This window comes from Blastococcus sp. SYSU DS0669 (assembly GCF_054050895.1).
In genome coordinates this window covers 59150-73137 of sequence record NZ_JBJHAE010000020.1, presented here as the reverse complement: position 1 = coordinate 73137, position 13988 = coordinate 59150, and the positions used below count along the sequence as shown (strand labels likewise).

Below are 13988 nucleotides of genomic sequence, written 5' to 3'. Positions count from 1 at the left end.
CGCGGCGGCGACCGCCGGTAGGGCCTCCATCGCCCGTCCGGTGCTCACCAGCCGGGAGGCGGCGGCGGACGAGTACCGGGCGTGCCCGCGCAGCCAGGAGGCCATCGTCTTCTGCCCGTCGTGCTCGGCCGCCCCGGTGAGCTCGCACTGCCGCACCGTGCGGGCGATCTCGGTGGTCAGCCGGTTCCCGGCCACCAGCAGCGGGGCCAGCCGTTCGATCAGCTGCGGCCCGAACGCACCCTCGATCCGCTCGCCGGCCAGGTCGTCCAGCGCGGCGACCAACCGGTCGATCGCACCAGACGGTCCTGTCGAACGCATGTGCGAACACTACCGCCGGCCGACGGCATCCGCAGCGCGAAAGTGCAGGTCAGAGCCGAGTCCACAGATGTCCCGGCAGGCTTGACGCGACCGGATGCACTTGTCGAACGGCGAACGGCCCGCCTGCACGAGGCAGGGGGGCCGTCCACGAGCGGTGCGGCTCAGCGTGGAGCGGCGCCGACCGTCTCCCGGTCGCGCGCGGGCTCCCGCTTCTCCAGCGCGGCCCCCTCGACGTCGAGCACCGGCAGCCACTGCAGCCAGCGCGGCAGCCACCAGGCCCGGTGGCCCAGCAGCGCGAGCGCGGCGGGGACCAGCACCATGCGGACGACGAAGGCGTCGAACAAGATGCCCGCCGCGAGGGCGAACGCGATCGACTTGATCGTGGGCTCACCCGCGGGCACGAACCCGGCGAAGACAGAGAACATGATCAGCGCCGCGGCGACGACGACCGGTGCGGCCTGGCGGAACCCGGTGCGGATGGCCTCCAGCGGCGCGGCGCCGTGGCTGTGCGCCTCGTGCATCCGGGACACCAGGAAGATCTGGTAGTCCATCGCCAGCCCGAACAGGATGCCGATCACCAGGATCGGCGTCAGGCTGATCAGCGGCCCGGTCACCTCCAGGGCGACCAGGTCGGCCAGCCAGCCCCACTGGAACACCGCGACGGCGGCGCCGAGCGACGCACCGACGGTGAGCACGAAGCCCAGCACGCCGACCAGGGGCACCAGGAGCGAGCGAAAGACCAGGACGAGCAGCACCAACGCCAGGCCGACGACCAGGAGCAGGTAGACCGGCAGGGCCTCGTTGAGGCTGTCGGCCACGTCGACGCTCACCGCGGTGGCGCCGGTGACGGAGGCCTCGACCCCCTCCAGGTCGGCGAGCTCGGCGCGCAGGTCCTCGACGAGCTGCTCGGTCTCGGCGGTGGCCGGCCCCGACGCCGGGATGACGTTGAGCAGGGCCGCGGTCCCGTCGGCGTTCGGCGTGGGCGGGGTCACCAGGGCGACGTCCTCCACGCCGGCGACCGTGGCGCCGGCTGCGGCGGCGGCCTCGGGTGCGCCCTCGCCCTCGAAGAGGATGGTCAGCGGGCCGAGGAAGCCCTCGCCGAAGCCCTCCGCCAACAGCTGATCGGCCCGCGCCGCCGTGGAGTCCTCGGCCGGCTCCTGCACCAGCGTCGTCCGCATGGAGAAGAACGGGATGGCGATCACGCCGAGCACCACCACCGCCAGCAGCAGCGAGACCACGCGGTGGCGGGTCACCGTGGCGACCCATCCGGCGAGGAAACCGCGGCCACCGGCGTCCGCCGGCGTCATCCAGGGGAAGGCGTCGGTGTCCATGACGGCCCGGTGCCGGCGGGGGAGCGCCCGGCGGCCGAGGAAGCTCAGCGCCGCGGGCACGAGGGTGATCGCCACGAGCGCCGCGACGACGATCGTCGCCGCGGCGGCGATGCCCATCTGGGTGAGGAAGGGGATGCCCACGACGGAGAGCCCGAGGAGCGCGATGACCACGGTCAGCCCCGCGGTGACCACCGCCGACCCGGCGGTGCCCACGGCGGTGGCGATCGCGGTCCCGACGGTGGAGCCGTGCCGCAGCTCCTGCCGGAACCGGGTCACGATGAACAGCGCGTAGTCGATGCCGACCGCGAGGCCCAGCATCGCCGCGAGGATCGGGGTGGTGGAGGAGAGCTCGGCGAAGCCGGTGGCGATGGTCACGCCGAGGACGCCGATGCCGACGCCGACGACGGCCGTCAGCAGGTTCATGCCGGCGGTGACGAGGGAGCCGTAGGTGACGGCCAGGACGACGAGCGCGACGACGACGCCGATGACCTCCGCGGGGCCGCCGACGTGCGGCGGCTCCTGGATCGCCTGGCCGGTCACCTCGACGGTGAGCGCGCCGTCACCGGCCTCCTCGACCGTCTCCAGGAGCGCGTCCCGCTGCTCGGGGGCGACCTCGCCGAGCCCGCTGTCGAAGGTCACCGAGCTGTAGGCGGTGGTGTGGTCGGCGTTCACCGTGGGCGCCGCGGGGTCCAGCGGGTTGCTCGCCCCCGCGACCCCGGGCAGTCCGCCCAGCTCGGCGACCAGCTGCCCGATGGCGGTCGCGTTCTCCGGCGTGGTCAGCGTCTCTCCCTCGGGCGCGGCGATCACCACCCGGGCCGACGCGCCCCCGGCGGCACCGAACTCCTCGCCGATCCGCTCGAGGGCGGTGGTCGACTCCTGGCCGGGGATGTTGAAGGCGTCGGAGGTCTCACCGGCGAGGGTGGCCGCGCCCGCGCCGCCGGCGACGAGCACCACCAGCCAGACCAGGATCACCGGGAGCCGGCGCCGGTGCGCGAGCGCACCCAGCCGGGACAGCACAACAGCCATGGGGGATCAGGCCTCCACCTGGTGGGGAATGGGAAGAGCGGCGCCGGGCAGGCGGTGCCCGAGCGCGTCGAAGCAGGTGGCGACGATCCAGGGCCGCCACCGGGTGACGTCGTCCTCCTGATGGGCAGTCAGGCTCAGCACCGCCAGCGCGGTCAGCGCGCCCAGCACCCGGATCGCCCGCTCGGAGGTGGGCGCCCCGGGGTCGACGCCGAACGCCTGCAGGGCGGCCGCGCCGGCGGCCTCGACCTCGGAGGCCGCGCAGTCCTGCTCGCCCTGGGTGATGGGGGCCAGGAGGAGCGCGACCACCCCGGGGTGGGCCAGGGCCACGTCGACGAGCACCTCGAGGGCGCGCCGGTCGCGCTCCGGCCCGGGCGGCAGCTCGCCGACGGCGGTGAGCACGCGCTGCCCGAGGACGCCGGCCTGGGCCAGCACCGCTCGGTACAGCGTCTCCTTGCTGGCGTAGTGGTGCAGCAGCCCCGCCTTGGAGAGGCCGACCGCGTCCGCGACGTCCTGGACCGACGTCTTGGCGAAGCCGCGGCGCGCGAAGAGGGCGGCGGCCTGGTCGAGGATGCCCTCGTCGATCTGCTGCCGGAACGGACGCGCCACGTCGCACAGGCTACGGGCCACCGACCGATTCGGTAGGGGGACCGACCGGATCGGTCGGTGCCGTTGGCCACACCGGGCCGGGGGTCAGCGGCCCAGGTGCTCGGCCAGCACGGTCGTCACCATCCGGTGGTCCGCCAGCTGGGGCAGGCCGGAGACGGCGACGACGCCCACGGGGCCGACGTCCCGCACGAGCAGCGGGAAGGCGCCGCCGTGCGCGGCGTAGAGCTGCGGGTCCAGCCCGAACTCCGCCTCGAAGGTCGTGCCGCGCTCGATGCTGTCCTGGCGGACGTGCAGGGAGCTGTGCCCGAACCGGTGCACGACCCGGGACTTCCGCTCGATCCAGGAGGCGTTGTCGGGCGTGGCGCCGGGGAGCGCGACGGAGAAGAGCCGCTGGCCGTTGCGCACGATCTCGATGGCGACCGGCGCGGCGTCGCGGCGCGCGGCGGCGACCAGCGCGCAGCCGAGCACCCAGGCGTCCTCGTGGGTGAAGGAGGTGAGCTGGAGTTCCTGCTCCTCCGCGGCGAGCTCGGCGACGGTGGGGAACGGCTGCGTCATGGGTCCTTCCTACCCGGCCGCCGGCTCCACGTCCCGGCGCGTGCGCGGACCGGTTCCGGGTAGCCGTCCGTCGAGGGAGGGGTGCACGCATGGCTGTCGCCGCACGGTTCGACGCGTTCCAGAGCAGGCATCCCGCGGTCGGCTTCCCGCTCGCGGTGGTCTACAAGTTCGTCGACGACCGCGGGCCGCACCTGGCCGCGCTGATCACCTACTACGGGTTCGTCTCGCTGTTCCCGCTGCTGCTGGTGCTGACCTCGGTCCTCGGCTTCCTGCTGCAGGACGACCCGGAGCTCCAGCAGCGGATCCTGGAATCGGCGCTCTCGGACTTCCCCCTGCTGGGCCCGGCGCTCGTCGAGAACATCGGCACGTTCCGGGGCAGCGGGGTGGCGCTGGTCATCGGCATCGTGGGCAGCCTGTACGGCGGCCTGGGCGTCATGCAGGCGGCGCAGGCGGCGCTCAACCGGATCTACGCCGTCCCCCGCTTCGCCCAGCCCAACCCGCTGCTCTCGCGGCTGCGCAGCCTGCTGCTGGTGCTGGTCCTCGGCGTGGGGGCGGTGGCGTCGACGGCGCTGACCGCCGGCGTCACCACGTCCTCGGACGTCCTCCCGCTACCGGGACCGCTGGTGACGGTGCTGGGGACGCTGGCCGGCCTGGTGATCAACGTGGGCATCTTCCTGGTGCTGTACCAGGTGCTCACCGCCCGCCGGCTGGACTGGCGCAACGTCGCGGTGGGCGCCGGGATCGCCGCGGTGCTCTGGGAGCTCCTGCACGTGCTGGGCACCTACTACTTCGGCACGTACGTGACGCGGGTCAGCGACGTGTACGGCGTCTTCGGGGTGATCCTCGGCCTGGTCGTCTGGATCTACCTGCAGGCCCTCGTGGTCGTCCTGGCCGCGGAGATCAACGTCGTCCGGCACCGGCGCCTCTACCCGCGGTCGCTGCTGACCCCCTTCACCGACGACGTCGAGCTGACCCGGGCAGACGTCCGTGCGTACACCGGCTACGCGCGCAGCGAGCGGTACAAGGGCTTCCAGCGGGTGGAGGCATCCTTCCGCAAGGACGCCCCGCCGGGGCCGGGTGACGTGGAGGGCTTTCCTCGGGAGGTCCCGGGGGAGCTCTCCGATGCGGAGGGGGAGGCCGGCGCCCGCCCGCCGGGGTAGGAGGCGCGCCGAGGCCGGCACCCTCCCGCGGTCGTACGGTGCCAGCGACCGGCGGAGCCGGCTCAGCGGTAGACGACGTCCACGCTGCGGAAGGCGCCGAGCGCGTGGTCGGCGGTGAAGTAGCCGTGGTCCCGGCGCACCCGGTCGGCCGCCTCCTCGGCGAACCGCAGCACGTCGTCGACGAAGAGGTCGCGGTTGCCGATCGCGTCGAGGATCGCGGGCTCGACGTCGTAGTCGACGTTTCCGGTCTCGTCGGACATCGCGTGGGTGTGCGCCAGCACCCGGCCGCAGATGCCGGCGTACTGCTTCCACTCCCGCGGCGACAGGGAGCCCAGGCCGATGTCGTCCCGGTACGGCGCCCGCTCGCGCACCATGAAGCTCTCGCCGTCGATGTCGACGCTGCCGTAGAAGACGTCCCCGCTGACCAGGTGCACCCGCTGGGCGTGCCGGATCCGGTCGGCCTGGCCGTCCACCTCGTAGCCGGACGGCGGCACCAGCCCGGAGAGCGCCGAGCGGCGGGCGCGCTTGAACTCCAGCAGCAGGTCGTCGGTCCCGTCGTCGCGGACGCCGGCGATCAGCACGTAGTAGCGGGGCAGCCCCAGCGAGGCGGTGCCGGCGCCGCGCCGCTCGGCGACGTCCTTGACCCGCATCCGGCCGGCCCGCTCGGGCACCGGCACCTCGTTGTCGGCCACGAACCGGTCGACGATCCCCTGGAACTCGGCCCGGCGGCTGCTGACCGGCACCAGCTCCTCGTCGGTCCGGAACCCGCTCCGGGTCTCGTCCAGCAGGCCGGCCAGCCAGTCGGCGCGGCTGGTCCCCAGCGCGCCCGCGATCAGCTCGGCGATCAGCGGCGGCGCGTTGTCCATCCGCAGCTGCTCGGTCTCCTCCCGCCCGTCGGCGGCGTAGGAGGAAATGCCGGCCGCGTAGCCGCGCAGGAACCGCTCGGCGATGGCGCGCTGCTTCTTCCCGCCGTACCCGGACTTCTCCGCCGCCCCGAGCAGGAAGCCGACCGCGCCGCGCTTCAGGTCCCAGGTGAAGGGGGCGTAGTAGGCGTCGTCGAAGTCGTTCACGCCGAAGATCGGCACGTTGTCCGAGCTGGGCATCACCCCGAAGTTGCCGGGGTGCACGTCGCCGAGGGCGAGCACCGTGGGCAGCCGGGCGTCCTCGCCGACCAGGTCGCGGTAGAAGAGCAGGTTGGTGCCGCGGAAGAAGTGGAAGACCGAGCCGGCGAGCTTGTCGAACTTCGCGCGCGCCTCCAGGTCACCGGTGGCGATCCGCGTCTCGTGGTCCTCGCGCACGGTCTCGCGCACGTGCACCCGCCGGTCGTTGCCGGTGAGCATGCGGGGGATGAGCACCATCTCGCCCGCCGCCCGGGCCTCGGCGAGCCGGCGGAACGCCTCGACGCGGGAGCTGATCTGCCGGCGGCCCGCCCCGGGGCGCTCGGTCTCGTGCAGCGCCGTCGGGCGTTCCGCGTCCTGCAACGCGGCGACCAGCTGGTCCTTGGCCATCCGGCTCCGCCCCGGGATGCCGCGCTCGCGGGCCAGGCGCAGGAGCTGGTCTCGGGTGGCGGTCGTCAGCTGAGTGTCGGAGGGCATGCACCCGGCCTACCCGCCCGCACCCGGGCCAGGCACGACGATCGTGTGACGGATCTCGAGGTCAGCGGGGCGCCGTGGCGTCCTCGGCCTCGAGGGCTGCGTTCCACTCGCGCTTGCCCGACTGCCAGCGGTCCTCGGTGTCGCCCCGCCGCCAGTACCCGGAGATCGACGTCCACTCCGGGTCGAGCCCCCGCTCGGCGCGCAGGTGCCGGCGCAGCTCCCGGACGGCGTGGGCCTCGCCGTGCACGAAGACGTGCCCGCTGCCGGCCGGCAGCGGCTCCGCCCGGACGGCCTCGACCAGGAGCGTGCCCGGCTCGGCGCCGTCGCGGTGCAGCCAGCGCAGCTCGACGCCCGGGCCGACGACGAGGTCCTCCTGCTCCTCCTCGGCGTCGGCCACCTCCACGAGCACGAGCGCGCGGGCCTCCGCGGGGAGCCGGTCGAGGGTCGCGGCGATCGCCGGCAGCGCGCTCTCGTCCCCGGCGAGCAGGTGCCAGTCGGCGTCCGGCCGGGGGGCGTAGGCGCCACCCGGGCCCATGAACTGGATGCGGTCGCCGGGGCGCGCCGCCGCGGCCCAGGGGCCGGCGAGCCCCTCGTCGCCGTGGTGCACGAAGTCGATCGTCAGCTCACCGGCGACCGCGTCCCAGGCCCGCACGGTGTAGGTGCGGGTCACCGGCCACTGGTCGGCGGGCAGCTCGGCGCGCACCTGCTCGACGTCGTAGGGGACGGCGTAGGAAGCGTCCGCCGGCGGGAACAGCAGCTTGACGTAGCGGTCGGTGAACTCCCCGTCGGGGAAGCCGGCCAGGCCGTCGCCCCCGAGCACCACGCGGATCATGTGCGGCGTGATCCAGGAGGTCCGGACGACCTCGCCGATCCGCGGGGTCCGCCTGCGGGGCGGTCGCCCGTCGTCGTTCCGCCGTGGCTCGCTCATCGCTGCTCCGCTCCCGGCCGCGCCGGGCGACCGCAGTACCGACCGTGCCGCCGCCCCCGGGACGCGGGGAGCGCGGGTGCTGTGCGCGCGGTGTCCGTCCGGGTCCGTCCGGACGGCGGTCGGCGCGCGGGGACGACGCTACAGAGGTCGATGATCACCGCGGGCGGTCGGTCCGGGGGCAGCCGTACAGGTCGAGGGCGCCGAGGACCGGGTTCCGGACGGGGACGGGCATGGAGGGCGAGCTCGGCGACGCGGCGCTGCGGCTATGTTCCCCGGGTGGGAACTGCAACCACCGGCACCGCGGCGCACCGCTCGGACGCCGGGCCGACCGTGCTGGACGTGCTGGCGCTGGAGGAGATCGACCGCGACCTCTACCGGAGCACGCTGCTGTTCACCGATCCCTTCCCGCTCTACGGCGGTCAGGTGGCGGCGCAGGCGCTGTACGCGGCCGGGCGCACGGTGGCGGCCGACCGGCTCCCGCACTCGCTGCACGGCTACTTCCTGCGCAGCGGGGACGCCGCCCGGCCGACCGTCTTCCGCGTCGACCGGGACCGCGACGGCGGCTCGTTCTCGGCCCGGCGGGTCGTCGCCATCCAGGGCGGCGTGGTGGTCTTCAGCATGGCGGCGTCCTTCCAGGTGCCCGGCCCGGGGCCGGACCTGCAGGTCCAGGAGGTCCCCGCGGTCGACCCGCCGGACGGATCGCCGGTCTTCGAGCTGCCCCGGCTGTTCTCCGTGGAGGGCCGGCGGCCTACGCAGCCCTTCCCCGACGCGCACTGGCCGACCCGCTTCTGGGCACGCTCCACGGTGCCGCTGCCCGAGGACCGGCTGGTGCACGCCTGCGTGCTCGCCTACCTGTCCGACATCGGCACCGGCCTGTCGGCGCTCCCCGACGACGAGGCCGCCCCGGGCCCGAGCCTGGACCACGCGGTGTGGTTCCACCGGCACGCCCCGCTGGACGACTGGGTGCTCATGGACATGGTCCCGCGCACCGTGGCCGGCGGGCGCGGCTGGTACACCGGGTCGATCACCACGGCCGACGGCGTGCTGGCGGCGAGCTTCGCGCAGGAGACGCTCTTCCGGCCCGGCCGGAACCCTTTCCGCCCGGACCGGTGACCGTCGGTCACGCCCTCGCTCCGGGACCGCGCGGACTGCGCGTCGACCCGCGGTCGTCTAGACGTCATGACGTACGGTCGGGTGGACCCGGCCCACGAGCGCGAGGAGCCAGCCGGTGCGCATCGGAATCCTGACCGGGGGCGGGGACTGCCCCGGCCTCAACGCCGTCATCCGCTCGGTGGTCCGCACCGCGGGTGCCCACTACGGCAGCGAGGTGGTCGGCTTCCGCGACGGCTGGCGCGGCCTCCTGGAGAACCGGTACACGCCGCTGGACGTGGCGGCGGTCGACGGCCTGCTCACCCGCGGCGGCACGACGCTGGGCTCGGCGCGGGTCGCGCCGGAGAAGCTGCACGCGGGCATCGACGAGATGAAGTGCACGCTCGACGAGCACGGCATCGACGTCCTCATCCCGATCGGCGGCGAGGGCACGCTCACCGCCGCGCACCTGCTGTCGGAGGCGGGCGTCCCGGTGGTCGGCATCCCCAAGACGATCGACAACGACATCGACGGCACCGACCTCACGTTCGGGTTCGACACGGCCGTCAGCATCGCGACCGAGCTCATCGACCGGCTGCACACGACGGCCGAGTCCCACCAGCGGGTGCTCCTGGTGGAGGTGATGGGCCGGCACGCCGGGTGGATCGCGTTGCACGCCGGCCTGGCCGCCGGCGCGCACCTCACCCTGGTGCCCGAGGAGCCGTTCGACGTCGACGAGGTCGTCCGCCTGGTGTGCGAGCGGTTCGCCCGTGGCGACTCCCACGTCATCGGCGTCGTCGCCGAGGGCGCGGAGCCGCTGCCGGGTCAGATGGCCTTCCGGCGCGGCGGCGTCGACGAGTTCGGCCACCGCCGGTTCACCGGCGTCACCCAGCAGTTGGGCGAGGAGCTGGAGCGGCGCACCGGCAAGGAGGTGCGGGCGACCGTCCTGGGTCACGTGCAGCGCGGGGGGACGCCGACCTCGTTCGACCGGGTGCTGGCCACCCGCTTCGGGCTCCACGCCACGATCGCCGCGCACGAGGGGCACACGGGCCAGATGGTGGCGCTCCGGGGGACCGAGATCGACCTGGTCCCGCTCGCGCGGGCGGTCGCCCGGCTGAAGACGGTGACGCCGCAGCGGCTCGCCGAGATCCGGGCCTTCACCGGCTGAGCGGCTGGACGGCGCCGGCCGGCCCGGCCCATCCTCGGGCGTGCCCCCGCACCCCGCACCCGAGGACCGGTCGGTGCTCACCCGGCCGTCGGCGCCCCCCGACGACGTCCTCCGGTACGGCCCGGCCGCGGAGCAGGTCGCGGACGTCCGCCTCGCGGCGGCCGCCCCGGCCGACCGGCCGCTGCTCGTGGTGGTGCACGGCGGCTTCTGGCGCCCGGCCTACGACCGGGCGCACCTGGGGGCGATGACCGAGGCGCTGGCGCAGGCCGGCTGGCGGACGGTGGCCCCCGAGTACCGCCGCGTCCCCGGCCGCCCCGACCTGGCGGTGGCGGACGTCCACGCGGCGCTGCAGGCGGTCGCCGGGCGGCCGGACCTCACCGGCGGCCGGCAGGTGCTGCTGGCCGGGCACTCGGCCGGCGGGCACCTCGCGTTGCACGCGGCCGCGACCGCCGCCGCCCCACCCGTCGGCGTGCTCGCCCTCGCGCCCGTCGCGGACCTGCGGCTGGGGCAGGCCCTCGGCCTCGACGGCGACGCGGTGGCGGCCTTTCTCGGGGAGGACGCCGACCGGCGCCCCGACCTGGACCCCGCGCGGCTGCCGGCGCCGGCCACCCCGGTGCGGATCGTGCACGGGACCGGGGACGGCGTCGTGCCGCCGGAGCTGAGCCGGTCCTACGTCCGGGCCCACCCCGCGGCCGGGCTCCACCTCGTCCCCTGCGGCCACTTCGCCCTGATCGACCCCCGCAGCGACGCCTGGCCGGGGGTGCTGGGCGCCCTGGACGCCCTGAGCTGACCGCTCAGAACGCGTCGAGCCGGGACAGGAGCGTCGGGCCGTCCCAGGTGGGCGGAGGCATGATCCGCCGGACGGTCAGCAGGGGATGGGCCGGGTCCTGCGGGTCGGCGAGCTGGAACGCGGCCCGGTAGCCCGCCGCCGCGACCCGGGGCAGCGCCTCCGGTGACCACATGCCGTGGGGGTAGGCCATGGTCTCCACCGGGTGGCCGAGGATGCCGGCCAGCTCCTCCCGCGGCCGGTCGAGCTGGACCACCCACTGGTCGCCGCTGAGCCGGTCGACCCGCTGGTGGTCCCAGCTGTGCGCACCGATGGTCATGCCCGCCGCATCGAGCTCGCGCAGGTGGTCGGCGCTCAGCCAGTCCGGCTTGCCCAGGACGACGGTCATCGGGAAGAACGCGGCCGGGAAGCCGAGCTCCCGCAGCAGGGGGAGGGCCACCGAGTGGTGGGTCGCCGAGCCGTCGTCGAAGGTCAGCAGCACCGGCCGGTCGGGCAGGGGCGCGCCGAACTGCAGGTGGTCCAGCAGCTCCGGTACGCCGATCGGGGTCCGCCCGCCGTCGCGGAGCGCCTGCAGCTGGGCCCGGAAGATCCCCGGCGGCGTGATCATCGTGCGGGCGTACGCGCTGTCCTCGGCGCGGAACTCGCGCAGCTGGTGGAAGCAGAGCACCGGCACGGTGGAGCGGGCCAGCACCTCTGCCGCCGTCGCGGGGGTCGGCGGGGCGCTGGTCGGCGCGGGCTCGGTGATGGGCGAGGGGGCCGATGTGCGGGGGCGGGAGGTCCGCGGGGCGGCCGCGGGCTCCGCGGTCGGGCTCGAGCAGGCGCTGAGCAGGGCCGTCCCGGCCGCGGCGAGGAGGGTCCGTCTGCGCACGCCCCCACCCTCGCCGCCCGGGTCGCCCCGGGCAAGCACCCCGGCCGCGGGGTGCCCGGGCCGGGGTCCTACCGTTCTCGGGGGCGTGCCCGGGCCGGGCTCGCGACGAGGAGGTCGTGGCGGCGGTGGGGGACGTGCTCCCGGTCGACCTGCTGCCCGAGGGCATCTCCGGCGGTGTCCTGCTGCTCCTGCTGGTCGCCGCGCTGACCGCCGGGTGGATCGACGCCGTCGTCGGCGGTGGCGGGCTCGTCCAGCTGCCCGCGCTGCTGCTCGTGCCGGGGATCAGCCCGGTCGAGGCGCTTGCCACCAACAAGCTGGCGTCGATCTTCGGCACCACGACCAGCGCCGTCACCTTCCAGCGCCGGGTCCGCCCCGACCTGCGCACCGCCCTGCCGATGGCCCTGGTGGCGCTGGCCGGGAGCTTCGCGGGGGCGTCGGTGGCCGCGGCGCTGCCGGCGTCTGTGTTCAAGCCGGTCATCGTCGTGGCGCTGGTCGCCATCGCTGCCTTCACCCTGCTGCGCCCCTCGCTCGGGGAGGTGACGGCGCTGCGCCATGCCGGCCGGCGACACCACGGGGTGGCCGCAGCGCTCGGTGTCACCATCGGCTTCTACGACGGCATCCTCGGCCCCGGCACCGGGTCGTTCCTCGTGTTCGCCATGGTGTCGCTGCTCGGATACGACTTCCTGCACGCCAGCGCCAAGGCCAAGATCGTCAACGTCGCCACCAACCTGGGTGCGCTGCTCTTCTTCGCCCCGATCGGCGCGGTCTTCTGGGGCCTGGGCATCCTCATGGGTGCGGCCAACATGCTCGGCGGCTACCTCGGCTCCCGCACGGCGACCACCCGGGGGAGCGGGTTCATCCGCGTGGTCTTCCTCGTGGTGGTCACGGCGCTCATCGGCCGGCTCGGCTGGGACGTGTGGGAGGAGAACCTGAGGCCGCTGCTCGGCTGAGCCGTGGCGCCGCCGGTGGACACCGCGGGCGGCCGCCGACAGACTGCCGGGACCACGCATTCGTCGAGGTGAGCGGGAGGTCGCGGATGCCCAGCCCCTTCGACCGCAGCGGCACGGAGGTCGGGCCGGACGGCATCCGGCGCTACACCGGCCTGCCGCGGAACCTGGTGCACCTGCTCCGCGCCGCCGTCGACGCCCACCCCGACGCCGAGGCGCTGGTCGAGCTCGGGGGAGAGCGGCTGACCTACCGGCAGCTGTGGGAGCGCGCGGCCCGGGTGGCCGGCGGGCTGCGGGCGGCGGGCGTGGGCCCGGGCGACCGGGTCGCCAACCGACTCGGCAACGGCAACGACTGGGTGCTCGTGTTCTGGGGGACGCTGCTCGCCGGGGCCGTCGTCGTCCCGGTCAACACCCGGTTCGCCGAGCCCGAGGTCCGCTACGTCGTCGAGGACTCCGGCGCGACCCTGGTCGTCGAGCCCGGCACGCCGCTGCCCGACGGCGAGCCGCTGGTGGTCGACGACCAGGCGCACACCGACCTGGCCGGCATCTTCTACACCAGCGGCACCACCGGCTTCCCCAAGGGTGCGATGACCACCCACGAGAACTTCCTGTCCAACGTCGAGACCTGCCTGCGCTGCCTGGGGCTGCCCCGCGACGAGCGGCTCTCGACGCTGATCTCGGTGCCGCTCTTCCACGTCACCGGCTGCAACTCCCAGCTCCTGGTCGTCACCGCGGTCGCCGGGCGGGCGGTGGTCATGCCCGCGTTCGAGGTGGGCGCGTTCCTCCGCGCGATCGAGGAGGAGCGCATCTCGGTGCTGACGACGGTGCCGGCGATCTACTGGCTGGCGCTGCAGCAGCCGGGATTCGCCGACGTCGACACGTCCTCGGTGCGGGCGGTCAGCTACGGGGGCGCGCCGATCGCTCCCGACCTCGTGCACCGGATCAAGGCGGCGTTCCCGACGGCTCGGGTCGGCAACGGCTTCGGGCTGACCGAGACCTCCTCGGTCTCGACCTACCTGCCCGACGAGTACGCGGCCGAGCACGCCGACTCGGTCGGGTTCGCCGCGCCCGTCGTCGACCTGCGGGTGGACGACCCGGATCCGGCCACCGGCGTCGGCGAGCTGCTGATCCGCGGCCCCAACGTGGTGGCCGGCTACTGGCGCAAGCCCGAGCAGACCGCGGAGACCTTCGTCGACGGGTGGCTGCGCAGCGGCGACCTGGCCCGCCTCGACGACGAGGGCCTGGTCTTCGTCGTCGACCGCAAGAAGGACATGATCAACCGCGGCGGCGAGAACGTGTACTGCGTCGAGGTCGAGAACGCCCTGGCCGCCCACCCGGCCGTCGGCGAGGTCGCGGTCGTCGGGGTGCCCGACCCGATGATGGGCGAGAAGGTCGGCGCCGTCGTCGTCCCGCTGCCCGGACGCGAGGTGGACCGCGACGACCTGCTGGCCTTCGCCCGGGAGCGGCTCGCCGACTTCAAGGTGCCGCAGTTCGTCGCCGTGCGCACCGATCCGCTGCCGCGCAACCCCGGCGGCAAGGTGCTCAAGCCGCCGCTGCGCGAGCACACCGACTGGCAGACCGCCCGCTAGGACCGACCCCCTGGAGGCCCC

The 13988-nt window shown here is 74.7% G+C and carries 12 protein-coding genes and 1 pseudogene; 6 read left to right on the top strand and 7 right to left on the bottom strand.

Features of this window, described 5'->3' with window-relative positions:
• The 4 genes and pseudogenes from ACI792_RS17180 to ACI792_RS17165 all read right to left on the bottom strand — a co-directional run.
• Positions 1-318: pseudogene (locus ACI792_RS17180) on the bottom strand (endonuclease); the annotation flags it as partial.
• Positions 319-479: 161 nt separating this feature from the next.
• A complete protein-coding gene (locus tag ACI792_RS17175; protein WP_456603663.1) occupies positions 480-2675 on the bottom strand; it encodes an MMPL family transporter in 2196 nt (731 codons plus the stop codon).
• Between the two features lie 6 nt (positions 2676-2681).
• Positions 2682-3281 (bottom strand): TetR/AcrR family transcriptional regulator, encoded by a 600-nt coding sequence (locus tag ACI792_RS17170; RefSeq protein ID WP_456603662.1) that lies wholly within the window; start codon positions 3279-3281, stop codon positions 2682-2684.
• Positions 3282-3365: 84 nt separating this feature from the next.
• Positions 3366-3836 (bottom strand): heme-degrading domain-containing protein, encoded by a 471-nt coding sequence (locus tag ACI792_RS17165; protein WP_456581411.1) that lies wholly within the window; start codon positions 3834-3836, stop codon positions 3366-3368.
• 89 nt (positions 3837-3925) lie between these two features.
• Between ACI792_RS17165 and ACI792_RS17160 the strand changes: the two genes are divergently transcribed.
• The gene (locus ACI792_RS17160; protein ID WP_456603661.1) at positions 3926-4996 is read left to right on the top strand and encodes a YihY/virulence factor BrkB family protein; all 1071 of its coding nucleotides are present in this window, start codon (positions 3926-3928) and stop codon (positions 4994-4996) included.
• Positions 4997-5058: 62 nt separating this feature from the next.
• Here ACI792_RS17160 and ACI792_RS17155 read toward each other — a convergent pair whose 3' ends face one another.
• Both ACI792_RS17155 and ACI792_RS17150 read right to left on the bottom strand, forming a co-directional pair.
• Entirely contained in the window at positions 5059-6591 is a 1533-nt protein-coding gene (locus tag ACI792_RS17155; RefSeq protein ID WP_456603660.1) for a DUF2252 family protein, read from the bottom strand.
• A gap of 61 nt (positions 6592-6652) precedes the next feature.
• Positions 6653-7519 (bottom strand): siderophore-interacting protein, encoded by an 867-nt coding sequence (locus ACI792_RS17150; protein WP_456603659.1) that lies wholly within the window; start codon positions 7517-7519, stop codon positions 6653-6655.
• A 276-nt stretch (positions 7520-7795) separates the two neighbouring features.
• Between ACI792_RS17150 and ACI792_RS17145 the strand changes: the two genes are divergently transcribed.
• The 3 genes from ACI792_RS17145 to ACI792_RS17135 all read left to right on the top strand — a co-directional run bounded on the left by ACI792_RS17145 (position 7796) and on the right by ACI792_RS17135 (position 10566).
• Positions 7796-8632 carry an acyl-CoA thioesterase gene (locus tag ACI792_RS17145; RefSeq protein WP_456603658.1) on the top strand — a complete coding sequence of 279 codons (837 nt, stop codon included), beginning with the start codon at positions 7796-7798 and terminating at the stop codon, positions 8630-8632.
• A gap of 115 nt (positions 8633-8747) precedes the next feature.
• Positions 8748-9776, top strand: coding sequence for an ATP-dependent 6-phosphofructokinase (locus tag ACI792_RS17140; RefSeq protein WP_456581416.1), 1029 nt, complete (start codon positions 8748-8750; stop codon positions 9774-9776).
• 40 nt (positions 9777-9816) lie between these two features.
• Complete coding sequence (locus ACI792_RS17135) at positions 9817-10566, top strand: alpha/beta hydrolase family protein (RefSeq protein WP_456603657.1); 750 nt, start codon at positions 9817-9819, stop codon at positions 10564-10566.
• Positions 10567-10570: 4 nt separating this feature from the next.
• Here ACI792_RS17135 and ACI792_RS17130 read toward each other — a convergent pair whose 3' ends face one another.
• Positions 10571-11431, bottom strand: a complete 861-nt coding sequence (locus ACI792_RS17130; protein WP_456603656.1) for a polysaccharide deacetylase family protein — start codon at positions 11429-11431, stop codon at positions 10571-10573.
• 116 nt (positions 11432-11547) lie between these two features.
• On the opposite strand from ACI792_RS17130, the gene ACI792_RS17125 reads away from it, so the two are divergent.
• Both ACI792_RS17125 and ACI792_RS17120 read left to right on the top strand, forming a co-directional pair.
• Complete coding sequence (locus ACI792_RS17125; RefSeq protein WP_456603655.1) at positions 11548-12381, top strand: TSUP family transporter; 834 nt, start codon at positions 11548-11550, stop codon at positions 12379-12381.
• An 86-nt stretch (positions 12382-12467) separates the two neighbouring features.
• Positions 12468-13967 carry a class I adenylate-forming enzyme family protein gene (locus ACI792_RS17120; RefSeq protein WP_456603654.1) on the top strand — a complete coding sequence of 500 codons (1500 nt, stop codon included), beginning with the start codon at positions 12468-12470 and terminating at the stop codon, positions 13965-13967.
• Positions 13968-13988: the final 21 nt, after the last annotated feature.

Coding starts and splice junctions, on each gene's coding strand:
- ACI792_RS17150 (WP_456603659.1), bottom strand. CDS start 7,519: ATGAGCGAGCCACGGCGGAACGACGACGGGCGACCGCCCCGCAGGCGG.
- ACI792_RS17120 (WP_456603654.1), top strand. CDS start 12,468: ATGCCCAGCCCCTTCGACCGCAGCGGCACGGAGGTCGGGCCGGACGGC.
- ACI792_RS17155 (WP_456603660.1), bottom strand. CDS start 6,591: ATGCCCTCCGACACTCAGCTGACGACCGCCACCCGAGACCAGCTCCTG.
- ACI792_RS17165 (WP_456581411.1), bottom strand. CDS start 3,836: ATGACGCAGCCGTTCCCCACCGTCGCCGAGCTCGCCGCGGAGGAGCAG.
- ACI792_RS17160 (WP_456603661.1), top strand. CDS start 3,926: ATGGCTGTCGCCGCACGGTTCGACGCGTTCCAGAGCAGGCATCCCGCG.
- ACI792_RS17175 (WP_456603663.1), bottom strand. CDS start 2,675: ATGGCTGTTGTGCTGTCCCGGCTGGGTGCGCTCGCGCACCGGCGCCGG.